The 21,284-nt window shown below is 66.8% G+C and carries 18 protein-coding genes and 1 riboswitch; of the genes, 14 read left to right on the forward strand and 4 right to left on the reverse strand.

All coding sequences use genetic code 11. The features are described from left to right. Positions 1-5 precede the first annotated feature (5 nt). Positions 6-761, forward strand: a complete 756-nt coding sequence (locus SPHN_RS01040) for a queuosine precursor transporter (protein ID WP_248520629.1) — start codon at positions 6-8, stop codon at positions 759-761. Positions 762-878: 117 nt separating this feature from the next. Here SPHN_RS01040 and purQ read toward each other — a convergent pair whose 3' ends face one another. Genes purQ through purC form a run of 3 tightly spaced genes read right to left on the reverse strand, consistent with a single transcriptional unit; the run spans position 879 to position 2,554 of the window. Continuing rightward, positions 879-1,547: a phosphoribosylformylglycinamidine synthase subunit PurQ gene (gene purQ / locus SPHN_RS01045; RefSeq protein ID WP_248520630.1), complete on the reverse strand. Its 669-nt coding sequence runs from the start codon at positions 1,545-1,547 to the stop codon at positions 879-881. Continuing rightward, positions 1,544-1,774 carry a phosphoribosylformylglycinamidine synthase subunit PurS gene (gene purS, locus SPHN_RS01050; protein ID WP_248520631.1) on the reverse strand — a complete coding sequence of 77 codons (231 nt, stop codon included), beginning with the start codon at positions 1,772-1,774 and terminating at the stop codon, positions 1,544-1,546. The genes purQ and purS overlap by 4 nt, the downstream gene beginning before the upstream one ends. Then, positions 1,775-2,554 (reverse strand): phosphoribosylaminoimidazolesuccinocarboxamide synthase, encoded by a 780-nt coding sequence (gene purC, locus SPHN_RS01055; protein WP_055876188.1) that lies wholly within the window; start codon positions 2,552-2,554, stop codon positions 1,775-1,777. Positions 2,555-2,808: 254 nt separating this feature from the next. On the opposite strand from purC, the gene SPHN_RS01060 reads away from it, so the two are divergent. The 10 genes from SPHN_RS01060 to SPHN_RS01105 all read left to right on the forward strand — a co-directional run bounded on the left by SPHN_RS01060 (position 2,809) and on the right by SPHN_RS01105 (position 16,889). Beyond that, a complete protein-coding gene (locus tag SPHN_RS01060) occupies positions 2,809-4,215 on the forward strand; it encodes an L-serine ammonia-lyase (protein ID WP_248520632.1) in 1,407 nt (468 codons plus the stop codon). Positions 4,216-4,225: 10 nt separating this feature from the next. Further along, positions 4,226-6,262, forward strand: coding sequence for a M3 family metallopeptidase (locus SPHN_RS01065; RefSeq protein WP_248520633.1), 2,037 nt, complete (start codon positions 4,226-4,228; stop codon positions 6,260-6,262). Next, positions 6,259-7,323: a PLP-dependent cysteine synthase family protein gene (locus SPHN_RS01070; RefSeq protein WP_248520634.1), complete on the forward strand. Its 1,065-nt coding sequence runs from the start codon at positions 6,259-6,261 to the stop codon at positions 7,321-7,323. The genes SPHN_RS01065 and SPHN_RS01070 overlap by 4 nt, the downstream gene beginning before the upstream one ends. 3 nt (positions 7,324-7,326) lie before the next feature. After that, positions 7,327-10,869 (forward strand): hydantoinase B/oxoprolinase family protein, encoded by a 3,543-nt coding sequence (locus SPHN_RS01075; protein ID WP_248520635.1) that lies wholly within the window; start codon positions 7,327-7,329, stop codon positions 10,867-10,869. After that, positions 10,866-11,849: a DUF2891 domain-containing protein gene (locus SPHN_RS01080; RefSeq protein ID WP_248520636.1), complete on the forward strand. Its 984-nt coding sequence runs from the start codon at positions 10,866-10,868 to the stop codon at positions 11,847-11,849. Before SPHN_RS01075 ends, SPHN_RS01080 begins: the two co-directional genes overlap by 4 nt. A 323-nt stretch (positions 11,850-12,172) precedes the next feature. Beyond that, positions 12,173-12,628 carry a DUF4126 domain-containing protein gene (locus tag SPHN_RS01085; protein WP_248520637.1) on the forward strand — a complete coding sequence of 152 codons (456 nt, stop codon included), beginning with the start codon at positions 12,173-12,175 and terminating at the stop codon, positions 12,626-12,628. After that, positions 12,625-14,007: an FAD-containing oxidoreductase gene (locus SPHN_RS01090; protein WP_248520638.1), complete on the forward strand. Its 1,383-nt coding sequence runs from the start codon at positions 12,625-12,627 to the stop codon at positions 14,005-14,007. The genes SPHN_RS01085 and SPHN_RS01090 overlap by 4 nt, the downstream gene beginning before the upstream one ends. Next, on the forward strand, positions 14,004-15,668 hold the full coding sequence (locus SPHN_RS01095; protein WP_248520639.1) for an FAD-dependent oxidoreductase: 1,665 nt from the start codon (positions 14,004-14,006) through the stop codon (positions 15,666-15,668). Before SPHN_RS01090 ends, SPHN_RS01095 begins: the two co-directional genes overlap by 4 nt. A 17-nt stretch (positions 15,669-15,685) precedes the next feature. Beyond that, positions 15,686-16,111 carry a UBP-type zinc finger domain-containing protein gene (locus tag SPHN_RS01100; RefSeq protein ID WP_248521441.1) on the forward strand — a complete coding sequence of 142 codons (426 nt, stop codon included), beginning with the start codon at positions 15,686-15,688 and terminating at the stop codon, positions 16,109-16,111. 106 nt (positions 16,112-16,217) lie between these two features. Further along, entirely contained in the window at positions 16,218-16,889 is a 672-nt protein-coding gene (locus SPHN_RS01105; RefSeq protein WP_248520640.1) for a peptidylprolyl isomerase, read from the forward strand. 126 nt (positions 16,890-17,015) lie between these two features. Here the strand turns inward: SPHN_RS01105 and SPHN_RS01110 are convergent, their stop codons facing one another. Next, positions 17,016-18,632 (reverse strand): NAD(P)/FAD-dependent oxidoreductase, encoded by a 1,617-nt coding sequence (locus tag SPHN_RS01110; protein WP_248520641.1) that lies wholly within the window; start codon positions 18,630-18,632, stop codon positions 17,016-17,018. A 54-nt stretch (positions 18,633-18,686) separates the two neighbouring features. Between SPHN_RS01110 and cobO the strand changes: the two genes are divergently transcribed. The 3 genes from cobO (at position 18,687) to cobT (ending at position 21,282) form a co-directional block, all read left to right on the forward strand. After that, positions 18,687-19,292 carry a cob(I)yrinic acid a,c-diamide adenosyltransferase gene (gene cobO, locus SPHN_RS01115; protein WP_248520642.1) on the forward strand — a complete coding sequence of 202 codons (606 nt, stop codon included), beginning with the start codon at positions 18,687-18,689 and terminating at the stop codon, positions 19,290-19,292. A gap of 204 nt (positions 19,293-19,496) precedes the next feature. Continuing rightward, a riboswitch (cobalamin riboswitch) is annotated at positions 19,497-19,692 on the forward strand. 172 nt (positions 19,693-19,864) lie between these two features. Next, positions 19,865-20,272 carry a DUF1636 domain-containing protein gene (locus SPHN_RS01120; protein WP_248520643.1) on the forward strand — a complete coding sequence of 136 codons (408 nt, stop codon included), beginning with the start codon at positions 19,865-19,867 and terminating at the stop codon, positions 20,270-20,272. Continuing rightward, entirely contained in the window at positions 20,269-21,282 is a 1,014-nt protein-coding gene (cobT, locus tag SPHN_RS01125) for a nicotinate-nucleotide--dimethylbenzimidazole phosphoribosyltransferase (RefSeq protein ID WP_248520644.1), read from the forward strand. Before SPHN_RS01120 ends, cobT begins: the two co-directional genes overlap by 4 nt. Positions 21,283-21,284 lie beyond the last annotated feature (2 nt).

A 21,284-nucleotide genomic window follows, 5' to 3' on the forward strand; every position in this document is an offset into this window, starting at 1 on the left:
ATGAGATGGATATTGACGGGAATGGGGAGCGGGGGCTCGAACTGGTAGCCGCGAACGCGGTGAGCGGCGGGCATTTCCGCTATTACGACTTCGTGATGGCGGCGTTCGTCACGATCCTGCTGCTGTCGAACGTGATCGGCGCGGGCAAGCGGGCGGTGATCGACCTGCCGTTCGTCGGCGCGTGGCCGTTCGGCGCGGGAATCCTGTTCTTCCCGGTCAGCTATGTGATCGGCGACGTCCTGACCGAGGTGTACGGATACGCGCGGGCGCGCCGCTGCATCTGGGCGGGGTTCGGCGCGATGCTGTTCATGGTGTTCATGTCGGCGATCGTCGTCGCGTTGCCGCCCGACAAGGGGTGGACCGGGCAGGCGGCGTACGAATCGGTGTTCGGGCAGGTGCCGCGGATCGTGTTCGCGTCGATCTGTGCGTTCTGGGTGGGGGAGTTCGCCAACAGCTTCGTGCTCGCGCGGATGAAGATCTGGACGCAAGGGCGGATGCTGTGGACGCGGACGATCGGCAGCACGGTGGTGGGGCAGGCGTTCGACAGCCTGATCTTCTATCCGCTCGCGTTCTACGGCGCGCCGGACTGGCCCGTCGAGGCAATGCTGATGGTGATGGTCAGCCAGTTCTTGCTGAAGGTGTCTTGGGAGGTTTTGCTGACGCCGCTGACGTATGTGGCGGTGGGGTGGTTGAAGCGTCGCGAGGGGGTCGATGTTTACGACCGGGGGACGGACTTTTCACCGTTTCGGACGCGGGTCTAGAGGGGCTCCGTCATCCAAGCGAACGCTGAGATGCAGAGCCAAAGGCGGATGCGTTCGTGGCTCTGGATCCTGGGTCGAGCCCAGGATGACGATTCAGGTGACGATTCAGGTGACGATTTAGGCGTTGACCACTTCGAGCAGGCCCTCGAACAGGCGCCGGCCGTCGGTGCCGCCATGTGCAGCTTCAATACGACGCTCCGGATGCGGCATCATGCCGAGCACGTTACCCTTGTCGCTGAGCAACCCCGCAATGTTGCGCGCCGAACCGTTGACGCTCTCGGCATATCGAAACGCGACGCGGCCTTCGCCTTCGAGGCGGTCGAGCGTCTCGCTGTCGGCAAAATAATTGCCGTCGTGATGCGCGACCGGGAAGGACACGCGCTCGCCGGCCGTGTAGCCCGACGTGAAGGTCGAGCTTGCGGTCTCGACCGTCAGCGCGACGTCGCGGCAGACGAAGTTCAGGCCCTCGTTACGCATCAGCGCGCCGGGGAGGAGACCTGCTTCGGTCAGCACCTGGAAGCCGTTGCAGATGCCGAGCACGGGCAAGCCCTTGCCAGCCTGCTCGACGACCGCGCGCATAATCGGCGACCGCGCGGCGATCGCGCCCGAGCGCAGGTAATCGCCGTAGGAGAAGCCGCCGGGGACTGCGACCAGGCCAATATCCGCCGGCAAGTCAGCATCCGCGTGCCAGACCATGAGCGGCTTGATGCCGGTCACCGCCTCCAGCGCGACGGCGATGTCCCGGTCGCAGTTGGAGCCGGGGAAGACGATGACCGCAGTTTTCATGCGCGCTCGATCCGGTAATTCTCGATCACCGTGTTGGCGAGCAGCTTGCGGCACATGCCGTCGATCGTCGCGTCGTCGGTATCGTCGGCGACTTCCAGTTCGATCAGCTTGCCCTGGCGGACGTCCTGCACGCCGTCGAAGCCGAGGCTGCCGAGCGCGTGGTGGATCGCCCGGCCCTGCGGATCGAGTACGCCGGGCTTCAATGTCACGAAAACCTTGAGTTTCATTTACTTGCCCCGGTTCTTGCGATGCTTTTCGAGGTCGAGGACCGAATTGTCGCCGCCTTCGGGCAGCAGCCCCAGACGCCGTGCAACCTCCTGATAGGCCTCGACTTCGCCGCCGAGATCGCGACGGAAGCGATCCTTGTCCATCTTCTCGTTGGTTTCCATGTCCCACAGGCGGCAGCCATCGGGGCTGATCTCGTCGGCGAGGATGATGCGGCCGAAATCGTTGTCGAAGATGCGGCCGAATTCGAGCTTGAAGTCGACCAGGCGGATGCCGACGCCGGCGAACAGTCCGCACAGGAAATCGTTCACGCGGATCGCGAGGTCGGCGATGTCGTGCATCTCCTCCTGGCTGGCCCAGCCGAACGCGGCGATGTGTTCGTCGGAGATCATCGGATCGCCAAGCGCATCGTCCTTGTAGTAATATTCGATGATCGTGCGGGGCAGTTTGGTGCCCTCCTCGATCCCGAGGCGCGTCGAGATCGAGCCTGCGGCGACGTTGCGCACGACGACTTCGATCGGGACGATCTCGACCTGGCGGATCAGCTGCTCGCGCATGTTGAGACGGCGGATGAAGTGCGTCGGCACGCCGATATGATCGAGCAGCGTGAAGATGTGCTCGGAAATCCGGTTGTTGAGCACGCCCTTGCCGTTGATCGTGCCCTTTTTCTGGGCGTTGAACGCGGTCGCGTCGTCCTTGAAATACTGGATCAGCGTGCCCGGCTCGGGACCCTCGTAGAGGATCTTGGCCTTGCCTTCGTAGATCTGGCGGCGGCGAGCCATGCGCGGTCCCCTGGAAATCGAGCGGTGAAAATCGAGCGGCCCCAGCCTACGCGAAACGGTTCGCGAAGCCGAGGCCGGAATAGGCCGCGCCTATAGGCGAAGGGTGCGGGGGGTGCAATCGGATCGGTGTGCCTTGCAGAACCAAAGGAAATTCGAACCCGGGGCGCGCGACGCGCTCTTTTTGGGAAGGCCGATGGCAAGGAATGGATCGCCGCTGCTTTCCTCCGCAGGATCAAGCCGATAGGGACAAAGGGATGGAGCCACTCATTCGCGATCGCCAAGACGAGCAAACGCGCGCTCGACCCGATTGCCATCAGGCGATCAGCATCCTCGATCTGTTCACGATCGGGATCGGGCCGTCGAGTTCGCACACCGTCGGGCCGATGCGCGCCGCGTGGCTGTTCGCCGATCTCGTCGCGGACGATCAGCCCGTCGCGGTGCGGGTCGATCTTTATGGATCGCTGGCGCTGACGGGCCGCGGGCATGCGACCGATAGCGCGGTGATGCTGGGGCTGAGCGGTGCTCAGCCCGAGACGATCGATCCCGACCTGATCCCGGTGCGCCTCGCCGCGATCCGCTCGAGCGGGCGGATGATGCTCGCCGACCGGGTCAAGATCGGCTTCGAGGAGAGCCAGCACCTGCTGTTCCACGCGCAGACCTTCCTGCCTGGGCATCCGAATGCGGTGACCTTCACCGCCTCGTTCGGCGACGGGCGGAGCGTCGAGCGCACCTATTTCTCGATCGGCGGCGGGGCGATCGTCCAGGCGGGGTCGGGGCCGGTCAAGGCGAACATCCTCCTGCCGCGGCCGTTCTCGTCGGGCGCGGAGCTGCTCGCGACGGGTGACGCCACGGGCATGACGATCGCCGAGATCGTCCGCGAGAACGAAATCGCGTGGCGGCCGGATAGCGAGACCGATGCGTTCCTCGACGCGGTTCGCGCCGCGATGTTCGCGTCGATCGATCGCGGGTGTCGGCAGGGCGGCATATTGCCGGGCGGGCTGAAGGTGCCACGCCGGGCAAAGGCGCTGTTCGAAGGATTGCAGGCACGCGATACCGCCGCCGACCCGTCCGCGGTGTTCGAATGGGTGAGCCTGTACGCGCTGGCGGTGAACGAGGAGAACGCCGCGGGCGGCCGCGTCGTTACTGCGCCGACCAATGGCGCGGCGGGCGTGCTGCCGGCGGTGCTGCGGTTCTACGAGACGTTCACCAAGGATCCGACACCGAAGGGCGCACACGACTTCCTGCTGACCGCGGCGGCGATCGGCTTCCTCTACAAGAAGCGCGCGTCGATCTCGGCGGCGGAGATGGGGTGCCAGGGCGAGGTCGGCGTCGCCTGTTCGATGGCGGCTGGCGCGCTGGTCGCGGCGCTCGGCGGCACCAACGAACAGATCGAGAATGCGGCCGAGATCGGCATGGAGCATAATCTCGGCCTGACCTGCGATCCGATCGGCGGACTTGTGCAAATTCCGTGCATCGAGCGCAACACGATGGGCGCGATCAAGGCGATCAACGCCGCGTATCTGGCGCTGCGCGGCGACGGTCGCCATATCGTCAGCCTCGATGCGGTGATCGAGACGATGCGCCAGACCGGTGAGGACATGCGCTCGCAATATAAGGAGACGTCGCTTGGAGGCCTGGCCGTCAACGTCGTCGAATGCTGAAGGATTTCCCATGACTGCCCCGACGAACCCGCTGCTCGATACGCTTTCGCTGCCCCGTTTCGCGGAACTGTCGCCCGATCAGATCGCGCCTGCGCTCGACGAGGCGATCGCGCGGCATGAGGCGATGGTCGAGGCGTTGACCACCGCGCGGCCGACCGATTTCGCGGGCGCGTGGCTGCCGTACGAGCGCGGGAATACCGAGATCGGCGCGATCTGGTCGGCGGTGTCGCATCTGCACGGGGTGGCGGACACGCCAGAGCTGCGCGCGGCGTATTCGGAGGGGCAGAAACGGCTCGTCGAGAACGACTTGAAGGTCGGGCAGAACCGCGATCTGTACGAGGTGTTCGTGGCGTTGAGCGTGTCGCCTGAGTTCGCTTCGTTGTCGGATGAGGACCGGGTCGCGGTCGAGCAGACGATCCGCGACTTCAAATTGTCGGGCGTGGCGCTGGAGCCGGAGGCGCGCGAACGATTCAGCGAGATTTCGGTCGAGCTGTCGGGCCTGTCGAACGAGTTCGGCAGCGCGGTGCTGGATGCGACCGATGCCTGGTCGGAACTGGTGACGGACGAGGCGGATCTTGCCGGAGTCTCGGACGCGGACAAGGCGATGTTCGCGGATGCCGCCAAGGCGAAGGGGCTGGAAGGCTGGCTGGTCACTTTGCAGCAGCCGAGCGTCAACGCGGTGCTGACCTTCGCCGAGAACCGTGAGTTGCGCGCGCGCGTGTACCGCGCGTTCGCGACGCGGGCGTCGGACCAGGGGCCGAACGCGGGCGAGTTCGACAACAGCGCCCGGATCGCGCGGATCCTCGAACTGCGGCATGAGGGCGCCAAGCTGCTCGGCTTCACCGATCCGGTCGCGTGGTCGCTGGAGACCAAGATGGCTCCGAACGGCGCCGAGGTGATCGCGTTCCTGCGCGATCTGGCGCGGCGTGCGAAGCCGGCGGCAGAGCGTGACTTGGCCGAACTGAAGACGTTTGCCGCTGAGCAGCTCGGGATCGCTGATTTCGAGCCTTGGGATGCAGGCTTCGTGTCGAACCGGTTGCGGCAGGATCGCTACGCGGTCGATGCACAGGTGGTGAAGGCGTATTTCCCGGTCGAGCGCGTCATGGAAGGCTGGCAGACGCTGATGCAGCGGCTGTTCGGCATCACGCTCGTCGAGCGCGACGACGTTTCGCTGTATCACGACGATGCGCGGTTCTTCGACGTGGTGGACGAGAGCGGGACGGTGTTCGCGGGACTCTATCTCGACCTCCACGCGCGTACCGGCAAGCGTGGTGGCGCATGGATGGCGCAGGCGCGGCCGCGGTTGCACGACGGTAATACCGTGGCGGTGCCGGTCGCGTATCTCGTCTGCAATTTCGCGCCGGATGGCGGCGAGACGCCGTCGCTGCTGAGCCACAACGACGTGACGACGCTGCTGCACGAGACCGGGCATTGCATCCACCTGCTCTTCACCAAGGTGAACCGCCCGAGCATCGCCGGCACCAATGGCTTCGAGTGGGACGCGATCGAGCTGCCGAGCCAGCTGATGGAGGATTTCGCCTGGGACAAGGCCGTGCTGACCGGCATGTCGGGCCACTACAAGACCGGTGAGATGCTGCCCGCCGACCTGTTCGAGCGGATGGTGAAGGCGCGGCATTTCCAGGCGGGGATGTTCATCCTGCGCCAGGTCGAGTTCGCGCTGTTCGACCTGCTGCTCCATCTCGGCACGATGGGCAGCGATCCGATCGAGGTGATCGAGGCGGTGCGCGACGAGGTGGCGGTGATCCGCCCGCCCGCATGGCACCGCTTCCCGCACGCGTTCAGCCACATTTTCGCGGGCGGCTATGCATCGGGCTATTACAGCTATCTTTATGCCGAATTGCTGGCGGCGGACGGCTTCGAGGCGTTTGCGGAGGCTGGCCTCGTCGATCGCAAGACCGGTGACCGGTTCCGCGAGGAAGTGCTCGCGCGCGGCGCGACGCGGCCGGCTGCGGAAAGCTTCCGTGCGTTCCGCGGGCGTGATCCCGAGCCGACCGCGATGCTGGTCCGTCACGGGCTGCAAGGATGACGAAACGCGTCGACCGGCGCTGGTTGTCGGACGCGGTGCGGCGGATCGAGGCGGACTATAACCGGTCCGCCGACACGCATCTGATCCGCGTCGATTTGCCGCGGTACCCCGGCATCGTGCTGTACCTGAAGGACGAGAGTTCGCATCCGACCGGCAGCCTCAAGCACCGGCTCGCGCGGTCGCTATTTCTGTATGCGTTGTGCAACGAGTGGATCGGGCCCGACACGACGGTGATCGAATCCTCGTCGGGATCGACCGCGGTGTCGGAGGCGTATTTCGCTAGGATGGTGGGGCTGCGCTTCATTGCGGTGGTGCCCGCGACGACCGCGGCGCCGAAGCTCGACGCGATCCGCTTCCACGGCGGCGAGATCCACATGGTCGACGATCCGCGCACCGTCTACGCGGTCTCGCACCGTTTGGCGGCGGAGACCGGCGGGCATTATCTCGACCAGTTCACCTATGCCGAGCGCGCGACCGACTGGCGCGGAAACAACAACATCGCCGAAAGCATCTTCGCGCAGATGGCCGAGGAGGAGCATCCCTGCCCGTCCTGGATCGTGTGCGGCGCGGGGACGGGCGGCACGTCAGCGACGATTGGGCGCTTCATCCGCTATTGCCGGCACGACACCAGATTATGCGTCGCCGATCCGGTCCACTCAGTCTTCCACCGCCATTTCGCGGATCGCTCGGTTACCGCGCTGCCCGAGGGGTGCGCGTCGCGGATCGAAGGGATCGGTCGCCCGCGCGTCGAGCCGAGCTTTTTGCCCTCGGTGATCGACCGGATGATCGCGGTCGAGGACAGCGACAGCATCGGCGCGATGCGCGCGCTGTCGGACCGGCTCGGGCGGCGGGTTGGCGGTTCGACCGGCACCAACCTCTGGGCCTGCGCGCAGCTGATCGAGGAGATGGCAGCGGCGGGGCAGACGGGGAGCATCGTCACCCTGTTGTGCGACGGCGGCGAGCGCTATGGCTGCACCTATTATCACGACGCGTGGCTTGACGAGCGCAACGTCGCGTGGACCGACGCGGCGGCGCGGATGACGCAGTTTCTGGCTGATTGACCGATGACCGCATGGCAGTTCTGGATCGACCGCGGCGGCACGTTCACCGACGTCGTCGCGCGGCAACCCGACGGGCGGATCGTCACCGCCAAGCTGCTGTCGGAAGATCCCGAACGCTATGATGACGCGGCGGTCGAGGCGATTCGGCGGCTGACCGACGGCGCGGACGTACCCCTCGAACTGCGGATCGGCACGACGGTCGCGACCAACGCACTGCTCGAGCGCAAGGGGGAGCCGACCTGCCTAGCGATCACACGCGGGTTCAGCGATGCGCTGTTGATTGGTCACCAGGAACGGTCCGATATTTTCGCGCGCGACGTGAACCGGCCGCCGCCTTTGTTCGCGCATGTCGTGGAGATCGACGAGCGGGTCGGCGCGGACGGCGATGTGCTTCGTCCGTTCGATGCGGAGGCGGCCCGCGCAGGCTTGCAGGCGGCATTCGAGAGCGGGCTGCGCGCAGTCGCGATCGTCCTCATGCACGGCTATCGCTTCACCGCGCATGAGGAAGCGCTGGCGGCAATCGCTGCCGAGATCGGCTTCACCCAAATCTCGGTCAGCCACCGCGTCGCGCCGTTGATCAAGCTGATCGGGCGCGGCGATACGACCGTCGTCGATGCGTATCTGTCGCCGGTCGTCGGTCGCTATGTCGCAGGCCTGAACGACGCGCTGGGGCAGGGCGCGCTGTTCATGCAGTCGTCGGGCGGACTGGTCGACGGCGCGGGCTTTCGCGGCAAGGACGCGATCCTGTCGGGTCCCGCTGGCGGCATCGTCGGCATGGCCGCAACCGCGCGCGAGGCCGGGTTCGAGCACGTCATCGGCTTCGACATGGGCGGTACCTCGACCGACGTGTCCCACTATGCGGGCACGTATGAGCGCGACACCGAGACGCTGATCGCCGGTGCGCGCATCCGCGCGCCGATGCTGAGGATCCATACCGTCGCGGCGGGTGGGGGCTCGATCTGTCGGTTCGATGGCGAGCGGCTGATCGTGGGGCCGGAGAGCGCTGGCGCGGTGCCGGGGCCTGCGTGCTATCGTCGCAGCGGGCCGCTGACGGTGACCGACTGCAACGTGATGCTCGGCAAGGTGCGCCCCGAATTTTTCCCGGCGCTGTTCGGACCGGCAGGCGACCAGCCGCTCGACGCCGAGGCGGTGGCGGCGCGGTTCGCGGAATTGCCGCTCGATCCGCAGGTCGCGGCGGAAGGGTTCGTCGCGGTCGCTGTGGCGAACATGGCGAACGCGATCCGGACGATTTCGGTCGCGCGCGGGCATGACGTGACGCGCTACACGCTCGCGTGTTTTGGTGGGGCTGGGGGGCAGCATGCGTGCCTCGTCGCCGATGCGCTGGCGATGGACCGGGTAATGATCCACCCGCTGGCCGGGGTGTTGTCGGCGTATGGCATGGGGCTCGCCGATCGTCGGGTGCTGCGCGACGCGACGTCGGGCGCGTCGTTTGTGGACTATGCCACGATCGAGCAGGCGTTGGACGGGTTGGCTGAGGCGGCGCGCGATGTGCTGGTGGCGCAGGGCGTCACGGCGGACGACGTTCGGATCGAACGCCGCGTGCATCTTCGCAGGGGCCAGACTGACCACACGATCGAACTCGATCTTGCCGAACCGGCCGCGATGGTCGCCGCATTCGATACCGCACATATCGCGCAGTTCGGGTTTGCCAGCGAAGCGCCGCTGATTGCCGACCGGATCGTCGCCGAGGCGATCGCCGAGAGCCCGCCGATCGATGCTGCGCTCGTCACGTTCCCGTATGAGCCTGCCGCGCCGCTGTCCGTCGCCCCCGTTTACATGGCCGGCGCGTGGCACGACACGCCTGTCCTCGCACGCGAAGGGCTCCCTGTCGGACACTGCGTCGACGGTCCCGCGCTGATCCTCGACAGCGTCTCGACTACCATCGTCGAGCCCGGCTGGCGCGCGCGCGTCGATCCGATCGGCAACCTGATTCTCGACCGCATCGCCCCGCGTGTCGGCGCGAGCATCGGCACCGAATCTGATCCGGTGCGCCTCGCAATCTTCGCCGGTCTGTTCATGAGCATCGCCGAGGAAATGGGCGCTGCCCTCCAGCGCTCCGCCGCCTCGGTGAACATCCGCGAGCGTCTCGACTTCAGCTGCGCGCTGTTCGACGCGCACGGCAACCTCGTTGCCAACGCGCCGCACATCCCGGTCCACCTCGGCTCGATGGGCGAGAGCATCCGCACGATCATCGACGCACGAGGCGGCGGCGCAGACGGCCGCGGTATCCGCCGCGGCGACGCTTACGCGCTCAACGCCCCGTATCGCGGCGGCACGCATCTGCCCGACATCACCGTCATCATGCCGGTCTTCGCCGATGACGCCGAAGCTGCCGCCTTCTTCGTCGCGGCGCGCGGGCATCACGCAGACGTCGGCGGGATCACGCCCGGTTCGATGCCGCCCGAAAGCCGCTCGGTCGAGGAAGAGGGCGTGCTGCTCGACGACGTGCTGGTGGTCGACGAAGGACGCTTCCTCGAAGCGGACATGCGTGCGCTGTTCGCTGGCGGGCCCTATCCCGCCCGCAACATCGACCAGAACATCGCCGATCTCGCCGCCCAGCTCGCGGCCTGCACGAGGGGCGCGACCGGCCTCGTCCGGCTGGCCGGCGAGTACGGCGCGGACGTCGTCGCAGCCTACATGGAGCACGTCCAGGCCAACGCAGACGCCGCCGTCCGCCGCTTGATTGCGACGCTCGACGACGGCGATTTCGCGTACGAGATGGACGACGGCGCGGTGGTCCGCGTGGCCGTTCGCGTCGACCGTGCCGCCGCGACCATGGACGTCGATTTCGCCGGTACCAGCGACCAGCGCCCGACCAACTTCAACGCCCCCGTCTCGATCGTCCGCGCGGCTGTGCTCTATGTCGTCCGCGCGCTGATCGACGAGGCCGTGCCGCTCAACGACGGCTGCCTGCGCGGCGTCAGGATCCGCGTGCCGGAAGGCTCGATGTTGAACCCGCGCTATCCCGCCGCGGTCGTCGCGGGCAACGTCGAGACCAGTCAGGTCGTCACCGACGCGCTGTTCGGCGCGCTCGGCGCGATGGCGGCGAGCCAGGGGACGATGAACAACTTCACCTTCGGCAACGCCACGCACCAATATTACGAGACGATCGCGGGGGGCGCAGGCGCGGGCCCCGGCTTCGACGGCGCGTCGGTGATCCAGACGCACATGACCAACAGCCGGCTGACCGACCCGGAAATCTTCGAAACGCGCTTTCCGGTACTGCTGGAGGAATTCTCGATCCGCCGCGGCTCGGGCGGGGCCGGCGCGCACCCTGGCGGCGACGGGGCGACACGGCGCGTGCGCTTTCTTGAGGACATGACCGCCTGCATCCTCGCCAACCGCCGTCGCGTGCCGCCGTTCGGGATGGCGGGCGGCGAAGGCGGCGGGCTCGGCTCTGCGACGGTCGAGCGCGCCGATGGCCGTGTCGAGCCGCTCGGCTCCACCGCGAAGGTCGACATGCACGCAGGCGACGTGTTCGTGATCGAAACGCCCGGCGGGGGCGGGTTTGGGAGAGTCGAATGAGGCATGGGATCGACCAGGCGACCGCGGCGCGGTTCGCGACGCTGACATTGGGACATCTGACCCGCGAATGGCCGTACAAGCTTGACCAGACGCTGGGCGGTCCGGGCGATCTTGCCTTGCCCAAGACGCTGCATCCGATCTTTCACGGCAGTTTCGACTGGCATAGCTGCGTGCACGGCTGGTGGCAGGTGATGCGCTTGGCACGCCTGTTCCCAGCCATGCCGGAGGCCGCGGCGATCGAGGCGCTGGCGGACCGGATGCTCGTGCCTGACCTGGTAGCAGGCGAACTGGCCTATCTGTCACGCCCGACGACCGGAGGTTTCGAACGGCCCTATGGATGGGGATGGCTGCTCGCGTTGCACGACGAACTCGCAGTGCGGGCAGACCGTCCGTGGGCAGCGGCACTCGAGCCGTTGGCGCGTGCTTTTGCCGCGCGGTTCACCGCGTATCTCCCGAAGCTGGTCTATCCGGTTCGCAGCGGTAAGCACGACTGCACGGCGTTCGCGCTGGTTCATGCGCTGCAATGGGCACGGACGCATGACCCCGCGCTGGCGACGCTGATCGAAACCCGGTCCCGCGACTGGTACGGAGCAGACCGCGACTGCCGCCCCTGGGAGCCTAGCGGCGAGGATTTTCTGTCCGCCACCCTGTGCGAGGCGGTGCTGATGCGCGACGTGCTGGGCAGTGACTTCGCTGCTTGGTTGACGGCCTTCATGCCCGATCCTTTCGGCCCTACAATCACATGCCTGCGTACGCCGGCGATCGTCAGCGATCGGTCGGACGGACGGCTTGCGCATCTCGACGGTGTGAATTTGTCGCGCGCCTGGGGATGGCGGTCGATTGCCGACACGTTGCCCGATCCGGCGCGTGCGCGATCGGTGGCGGACGATCATCTGGCCGAGGCGCTGCCGCATCTCGCGGATGATTATATGGGAGAGCATTGGCTCGCGACGTTCGCCTTGCTCGCATTAGCCGCGTAAATGCGCAGTCATGCTCGCCGAGAACCGGGCGAATCGTTGGGTGGCCAGCATCTTTCGACAACTAAAATCGTTTCGCACCCGAAATGGACTGATCTTCTTGACGTTCGCTGTCTTTTGCCGATCGGCAGCGTCAAAGGCGGTCTGGTCCGCCTGATCCGGGTTTGTCTTGCCCTAGCAACGACTTCGGCCGCGGTTTGTCCTCCCCGAGCGCCAAACCGCGCATTCTCCGGTTGGAGCACTGCCTTGCGGGGATAGAGATCGGCGATTGACCGCTAGAAGCGAGCATGAAAGCGTCCGTCCAAGGAATGTTGCAGGAGGCGGCAATGCTAGTTCTCGCTCTGGTTCTCGGCATCGTCGCCGGATTGCGCGCCATGATCGCTCCCACGGCAATCGCGTGGGCCGCCTCGATGAGCCTGATACCCTTGCAGGGAACGTGGCTAGCCTTTCTGGGATGGCGGTTCACGCCCTGGGTGCTGTCGATCCTTGCGGTCGCCGAACTCGTCACCGACCAGCTGCCGTCGACGCCAAGTCGTACGGTGCCGGTACAGTTCGGCGTGCGGATTGTCTCGGGCGCCGTATCGGGTGCCGCGATCGGTTACGCGTCCGGATCGCCGCTGTTCGGCATGGTGCTCGGTATCATCGGTGCCGTCCTGGGGACACTTGGTGGCGCGAGGCTAAGGGCGAGGTTGGCGGCGTCGCTCGGAAGCGATCGATCTGCCGCATCGATCGAGGATGCGCTAGCGATCGGCCTCGCAGTCTTGGTCGTCGCGCTCTTGTGATGCGGCGGTTCGACGCGATCATCGTCGGCGCCGGGCAGGCCGGACCGCCGCTGGCAGGGCGATTGACGGCGGCGGGAATGACCGTGGCACTGATCGAGCGCAAGTTGGTCGGAGGTACCTGCGTCAATACCGGCTGCATGCCCACCAAGACGCTCGTCGCCAGCGCGTACGCCGCGCATCTGGCGCGCCGGGCTGCGGAGTTCGGCGTCCGGACCGGTGAAGTCGGCATCGACATGCAGGCGGTGGCGGCGCGTGCGCGGAAGGTCGTCACGGATGCGCGGACCGGGAACGAGACGTGGCTGGAGGGGATGGCGGGGCTTACGCTACTGCGCGGCCATGCGCGGTTTACTGGCCCGGGGACGATCAAGGTCGATGGCGAGGAGCTCACCGCACCGCGGATCTTCCTCAACGTCGGCGGCAGGGCGAGCGTGCCCGACATGCCCGGCGTCGGCGACGTGCCGCATCTCGACAACACCAACATGGTCGCGCTGCAGGCGGTACCCGAGCATCTCGTTGTCGTTGGTGGAAGCTATATCGGGCTGGAATTCGCGCAGATGTATCGCCGGTTCGGCGCGGCGGTGACGGTGGTCGAGCGCGGCGAGCGGCTGATCGCGCACGAGGATGCCGACGTCTCCGAAGCGGTCCGCGCGATCCTGGAGGACGAGGGCGTAACAGTGCGGATCGGGGCGAACTGCATTGCCTTCGCAGCGCACGACGCGGGGGTCGCGGTATCGGTCGATTGCCATGCGGGGGAGCCGGTCGTGGTCGGCAGTCACGTCCTGCTCGCGGTCGGTCGGCGGCCCAATACCGACGATCTCGGGCTTGAGCTGGCCGGGATCGCGACCGATGCGAAGGGGTACGTCATCGTCGACGAGTTGCTCCAGACCAACGTGCCGGGAATATGGGCGCTGGGCGACTGCAACGGGCGCGGCGCGTTCACGCATACCGCGTATAACGACTTCGAGATCGTCGCCGCGAACCTGCTCGACGGCGACGATCGGACGCTGAGCCAGCGGCTAGTCGGCTATGCACTTTATATCGATCCGCCGCTCGGCCGAGTGGGGATGACGCAGGCGCAGGCGGAGAAGAGCGGGCGACCGATCCTGGTCTCGACGCGGCCGATGACGCGGGTCGGGCGCGCGATCGAGAAGGGCGAGACCAAGGGTTTCATGAAGATCGTCGCGGATGCGGAGACGCAGCGGATTCTCGGCGCGGCGATCCTCGGCACCGGCGGCGATGAAGCGATCCATGGGATACTCGACATGATGCACGCGGACCAGCCGGTGTCGGCGCTGCGCTGGGCGGTGCCGATCCACCCGACCGTGTCCGAACTGATCCCGACGCTGTTGCTCGGTCTCGAGCCGCTGGTCCCGAGATGACCCCGAACGACAGCGTCGCGTCGCGCGAGCATCAAATGTTTCCGGTGCTGGACGCCGAGCAGGTTGAAACGGCAAAGCGGTTCGCGAGCGGTCCGGCAAGAACCTTTGCGCCCGGCGCGCAGATCTACGCAATCGGTGAACAGGCTGTGCCGGCTTGGTTGGTGCTCGCGGGATCGATCAAGGTCATCCGGCGTGACGGGCTGAGCCACGAGGCACCAATCACCACGCATGGTCCGGGGCAACTGACCGGCGAGGTCAATCAGCTCGCCGGTCGCCCGTCGATCGCCGGCGGGCGCGCCGGCCCCGATGGCTGCACCGCGCTGCCGTTCGATCCGGCGCATCTGCGGGCGTTGATGGTCGGTTCGGCGGATGTCGGCGAGATCGTGATGCGCGCGTTGATCCTCCGCCGCGTCGGGCTGATCGAGCAGGGCAGCGGCGGCACCGTGATCGTCGGCGTACCGGGCAGCCCGGACATCGTCCGGTTGCAGGGGTTCCTCACGCGCTCGGGCTATCCCAACATCGTGCTCGACGCGGCGTCGGACGAGGAAGGACGTGCGCTGGTCGACCGGATCGGCGTGTTGCGCGGCGATCTGCCGCTGGTGGTCTGTCCGAATGGGACGGTGCTCAAGCGGCCGACCGATGTCGAGGTCGCGGCGTGCCTGGGGATCACGCCCGATCTCGATCCGGCCACCGTGTACGACGTCGCGATCGTCGGGGCGGGGCCGGCGGGGCTGGCGGCGGCGGTCTATGCCGCGTCCGAGGGACTGTCGGTGGTCGTGCTCGACGAGCGCGCGATCGGCGGGCAGGCGGGGGCGTCCGCGCGGATCGAGAATTATCTGGGGTTTCCGACCGGCATCTCAGGGCAGGCGCTGGCGGGCCGCGCGTTCAACCAGGCACTGAAGTTCGGCGCGGAGATCGCGGTGCCGCTGGAGGTCGCACGGCTCGATTGCGATGACGCGCGGCCGGCGGACGATCCGCTGGTACTCGCGCTGCCGGATGACAAGCGGGTCCGGTCGCGGACCGTGATCGTCGCGTCGGGCGCGCGCTATCGCCGGCCCGACATTCCCGATCTGGCGATGTTCGAGGGCGCAGGCGTGTCCTATTGGGCATCGCCGATCGAGGCGCGGCTGTGCGAGGGCGAGGAGGTCGCGCTGGTCGGCGGCGGCAATTCGGCAGGACAGGCGGTCGTCTTCCTCGCCCCCCGCGTGAAGCACCTCCATTTGATCGTGCGACGGGCACTCGCGGCGACGATGTCGAAATACCTGATCGACCGGATCGCGGCGCTGCCTAATGTGACCTTGCATGTCGGCACCGAGATTATCGGTCTCGAAGGCGACCGCGCGACCGGACTGACCGGGGCGGTGTTTCGCCAGCTGGATGGCGCGACTAAGCCCTGCGCGATGCGTCACCTGTTCCTGTTCATCGGTGCCGAGCCCAACGCCGGCTGGCTGCAGGGCTGCGTCGATACCGACGACAAGGGGTTCATCGTCACCGGCAAAGCGGCGCTCGCGTTGCAGACGAGCCGGACTCGCGTGTTCGCGATCGGCGACGTACGCGCAGGCTCGACCAAGCGGGTCGCGGCGGCGGTCGGCGAGGGCGCGGCGGTGGTCACGCAGGTCCATGTCGCGCTGGCCGACATGGCCGAACGGGAGGCGTCATGAGTTGCGGCTGCACGCATATGGATACGATCCGGTCGGTCACGCCTAGCGCCAAGGGGTGCGAGGAGTGCCTGCGGATCGGCACCGAGTGGGTGCATCTGCGGCTGTGTCGGGAGTGCGGCCATGTCGGATGCTGCGACGATTCCCCGCACCGCCATGCGACCGCGCACTTTCATGCGACGCGGCATTCGATCATCGAGGGCTATGATCCGCCCGAGGGATGGGGTTGGTGTTTCATATACGAGACGATGGTCGACCTGCCCGACCAGACGGCGCAATGGGGGCCTATCCCGCGGTTTGTCGAGCGCCAGACTGTGCGCGCCGGAGATGGAGCGCGCGGCCTAAGTGTTCGATCCTCCCCCGCCAGAGGGAGGTGGCGCCGAAGGCGACGGAGGGGGAGGATTGCGAAACGGGCGTTTCCCGTTCCGCCCCCTCCGTCAGGCTGACGCCTGCCACCTCCCCCTGGCGGGGGAGGATCGAAGGGTCGACGCTTGCGTCGTCGGATACCGACCGCTAGCCGGCATCGATCGGTAAAGGCGTGAGCAAGCGAAAATGCGGCATTGGACGATCGGGCTTTTGACCGTTGCGGCGCTCGCTACGGCGGGATCTGCGCAAAAGCCGAACCGCGCAGGACCGAAACCCGGCATCGTACGCGTTCGCTTCGTGACCTCAGAGGGGCCAATATTGCTGGCGCTCGACACCCGCCATGCGCCGAAGACGACCGCAAATTTCCTGGCCTATGTCGATGACGGGCGGTTCGACGGGACCGACTTCTACCGTGCGAGCCGTCAGAAATCGTCGCCGAAGCTTGGTTTCATCCAGGGCGGAATCCGCACCGATGCCCGCCGGATCCTGCCGCCGTTCCCGCTGGAGACGACCGCGATGACGGGGATCAAGCATCTCGACGCGACGATCTCGATGGCGCGCGGGATGGCTCCGGCGTCGGCGGGCGGCAATTTCTTCATCACCGTTGGCCCGGCGCCGGCCATGGACGCGCGCGCGGGCTATCCCGGCTATGCGGCGTTCGGGCACGTCGTCGGGGGGATGGACGTGGTGAAACGCATCCTTGCCAAGCCGACCGGCGGTGGAATGGACGCGTTCAAGGACCAGATGATCCTGAAACGTGTGGCGCTGGTAAGCGCGCGACGGCTGGACGGGGTGGCGAACCCGACCGGGTTTCCAAAGGCATGGTTGATTAAGGTGCGGCCTGACCGGGTGAAGTGATTGCCGCCTTACGGATGGCGAAGTTTTTGGGCTTTTCGTTCTCCCGCGGAAGCGGGAGTCCAGGGTAATAAAGGCTGGCGCTTGTGACCCCTGGGCCCCCGCTTTCGCCGGGGAACTAGGAAGGGCTTACGCGACCATGCTCAGCGCGACCGCTTCCGCCACCTTGATGCCGTCCACCGCCGCCGAGAGAATGCCCCCGGCGTAGCCAGCGCCTTCGCCAGCTGGGAACAGTCCCTTGGTGTTGAGGCTCACGAAATCGTCACCCCGCGTGATCCTGACCGGCGACGACGTACGCGTCTCCACCCCGGTCAGCACCGCATCCGGATGATCGTAACCGGGGATCTCGCGGCCGAACGCCGGTAGCGCCTCGCGCAGTGCGGTGATCGCGAACTCGGGCAGGCATTCGGAGAGGTCGGTCATGTGTACGCCGGGCTTGTACGACGGGATCACTGAGCCCAGCGCGGTCGAGGGTCGTCCAGCGAGCAAGTCGCCGATGCGTTGCGCGGGCGCCTTGTAGTTCGAGCCACCGGCGACATAGGCGCGCGATTCCCAATGGCGTTGCAACTCGATCCCGGCGAGCGGGTGGCCGGGATAGTCGCGCTCGGGATCGATGCCGATCACGATGCCCGAGTTCGCGTTGCGTTCGTTGCGCGAATATTGGCTCATGCCGTTGGTGGCGACTCGGCCCTCTTCGGAGGTCGCGGCGACGACGGTGCCGCCCGGGCACATGCAGAAGCTGTAGACGGTCCGCCCGTTCTTGCAGTGGTGCGACAGGCTGTAGGCCGCCGCGCCGAGATCGGGATGGCCGGCGCACGGGCCGAACCGCGCTTCGTCGATCCACGATTGCGGATGTTCGATACGGACGCCGATCGAGAAGGGTTTCGCCTCGACATGCACGCCCTTGGCATGGAGCATCTCGAACGTGTCGCGCGCGCTGTGGCCGACCGCGAAGACGACGTGGTTGGCTTCGAGATAGTCGCCGGTGCTAAGGTGGAGGCCGCGAAGTTGGCGCGTACCGGCCTGCTCGATGATGTCGAGACCGTCGACGCGGGTGGAGAAGCGGTATTCGCCGCCGAGCGCCTCGATCGTCTCGCGCATACTCTCGACCATCGTGACGAGGCGGAAAGTGCCGATATGCGGGTGCGCTTCGGTCAGGATTTCGGGCGGCGCGCCGGCTTTGACGAACTCGGTCAGGACTTTCCGGCCGAGATGGCGCGGGTCCTTGATCTGGCTCCAGAGCTTGCCGTCGGAGAAGGTGCCGGCACCGCCTTCGCCGAACTGGACGTTGGATTCGGGGTTGAGGACGCTCTTGCGCCAGAGGCCCCAAGTGTCCTTGGTGCGCTCGCGGACGACCTTGCCGCGATCGAGGATTATCGGCCGCAGCCCCATCTGCGCGAGGATCAGGCCGGCGAACAACCCGCAGGGGCCGGCGCCGACGACCACCGGGCGCAGGCCCTTGTAGCTCGGTCCGGCCTTGGTGACGAAGCGATAGCCGGTGTCGGGCGTACGCTGGACGTGGCGATCCTTGCGGAACCGCGTGAGGACCGTGTCCTCGTTCTTCAGCGTGACGTCGACCGAATAGACCAGGTGGATGTCCATCTTGTCGCGTGCGTCATGTGCGCGGCGAGCGATGGTGTAGCGGATCAGGTCGCGCGGGGTGACGCGCAGCCGGTCGCGGATCGCGGCGGGGAGCGCTTCGTCGGCGTGGTCGAGCGGGAGCTTGAGGTCGGTGATGCGGAGCATGCTCGGTCCTCTAGCGCCGCGCGGCGCGATCCGCCATCGGGAGGACGAGAGGATATGATCATGCGGACCGACGACGAGCAGAATGCCAAGAGTGCGAAGCGCAAGGAGGTCCATGACCGGATCGTCGCGAGCAAGACGATCGAGAAGGGCCTGATCATCGTCCACACCGGCAAGGGCAAGGGCAAGTCGACCGCCGCGTTCGGCATGGCGGTGCGGATGATCGGGCATGGGCGGAAAGTCGGTGTGGTGCAGTTCGTCAAGGGCGCGATGGCGACCGGCGAGAAGGCGATCTTCGATGCGTTCCCGGACCTGTGCGAATTCATGCCGATGGGGGAGGGCTTCACCTGGGATACGCAGGACCGCGCGCGCGACATCGCGGTGGCGCGCGAGGCCTGGGACGAGGTGAAGCGGATGATTGCCGACCCATCCTATGCGATGGTGGTGGCGGACGAGCTGAACATCGTTTTACGGTATGACTATCTGCCGGTCGACGAGGTGCTGGCGGTGCTGGCAGCCAAGCCCGAGATGACGCATGTTGTGGTGACCGGGCGGAACGCGCCTGATGCGCTGATCGAGATGGCGGACCTGGTGACCGAGATGACCCAGGTGAAGCACCCGTTCCGGTCGGGGGTTAAGGCGCAGGCCGGCGTGGAGTTCTAGGCGAGCCAGAGGGTGGTTCACGCGGTCACGACGCGAACCATCAACGCTCCGTCATCCTGACGAAAGTCAGGACCCAGAGCCACGAAGGTTGCCGCCTGTTACCGTGGGTCCTGACTTTCGTCAGGATGACGGGAGGTTGGTGGAACTGCTGGCGGGGGTACCCAACCGCCGGCCGCCGTCTTGCGTCCCCCGAGCCTCCCGCGTATCGCTCGACCCGCGACAGGTTTTCCCGAGGCGGCAACGCTTAGGGAAATGAAAATGGGAACGGGAAACACCCGGCTGCCCCTGCAACTGTACGCGGCGAGCCATCGTGCCTCATGCCATTGGGATACTCCCGAGAAGGCGGCGCGGACGGCGTTGACCCGCGAGCCAGGAGACCTGCCCGTCGCGGTCGTCTTTCGTCCGGCCAGGGTGCGCCGAACGGACGGGTAATACCCCGAGCGACGACATCGCTTCGCGTCGCGCGGAGGCTGGAGGCGTACGCCTTTTGCCCTTCGTGCGGTGCGGGATCGACTGTCCGAAGGGGTTCCTATGCCTAGTATAAATCGTTCTGAGATCGTCCGGGAACGGACATGCTGAAGCCGGTCGAAGACGGCGTCGCGGTGGTTGCGTGCAACACGTGCCGCCATTCCGCCGATGCGCGCGACGACGAGCAGGGCCAGCGCGGCGGCGCAAGGCTGGTGAGCGCGCTGAAAGCGGTGCAGGCAAGCGATCCCGCCTATGCCGACGTTGCGGTGCAGGAGATGCCGTGCCTGTTCGCATGCCAGGATTTCTGCACCATCCACCTGCGCGCACCCGCCAAGGTCGGTTATGTGCTCGGCCGGTTCGAACCGACCGAGGATTCCGCACGCGCGATCCTCGATTACGCGAAGCTCTACGGCGAAAGCGCGTTCGGGCAGGTGCCGTTCAAGCAATGGCCGCAGGGCGTGAAGGGCCATTTCATCACCCGCACGCCGCCCGCCGGGTTCGTCGTCGAATGACCGCGTTCGCGACGCCCGCCGCGTTTCTCGCGGCGTTGCACGGCTTGCCGCAGGCGGATGCTACGGCGCGCTCCGCGGCGGTCGCCCGGCAAGGCCAACTGACCAAGCCAACTGCGTCGCTCGGGCGGCTGGAGGATATCGCGGTCTTCATGGCCGGATGGCAAGGCAACCCGCTGCCGCGGCTCGATCGCGGGAGCGCGGTCGTGTTCGCGGGCAACCACGGCATCGTCGCGCGCGGTGTGAGCGCGTTTCCGGCCTCGGTCACCGCGCAGATGGTCTCCAATTTCGAGGCTGGCGGCGCGGCGATCAACGCGCTGTCCCGAGCGGCGGGCCTCGAGCTGAAGATCGTGTCGCTCGACCTCGATCGCCCGACGGTGGATTTCACGCAAGCGCCGGCGATGTCGGAGGACGAGTGCCTCGCCGCGATCAACGCGGGTGCGGCGGCGGTCGCGGATGTGCCGGACTTGGTCGTGCTCGGCGAGATGGGGATCGGCAATTCGACGACCGCCGCGGCGCTGTGCCTGGCGAGCTTCGGCGAGTCGGCGAGCGACTGGGTAGGGCCGGGTACGGGGGTCGACGATGAGGGCATCGCGCGGAAGATCGCGGTGGTCGAAGCCGGGGTCGCGTTGCACCGCGACGCGCTGGCCACGCCGTTCGAGATCTTGCGGCGGCTTGGTGGGCGCGAGTTGGCGGCGATCGCAGGCGCGGTGGTTGCCGCACGGCAGGCGGGCGTGCCGGTGATGCTCGATGGGTTCATCTGCTGTGCGGCGATCGCGCCGTTGGCGGCGGCGTGTCCCGACATTCTCGCGCATTGCCTTGCGGGCCATGTCTCGGCCGAGCCGGGGCACCGTGTTCTGCTTGAGCGAATGGGCATCGAACCATTGCTCTCGCTCGGGATGCGGCTGGGCGAGGGCAGCGGCTCTGCGACCGCGACATTGCTGGTTCGAGCCGCGCTGGCCGTGCATGCCGAGATGGCGACGTTCGCCGAGGCGGGCGTTTCGGCGGCGTGAGC

It is taken from the genome of Sphingomonas faeni (assembly GCF_023195535.1).
GTDB lineage: Bacteria > Pseudomonadota > Alphaproteobacteria > Sphingomonadales > Sphingomonadaceae > Sphingomonas > Sphingomonas faeni_B.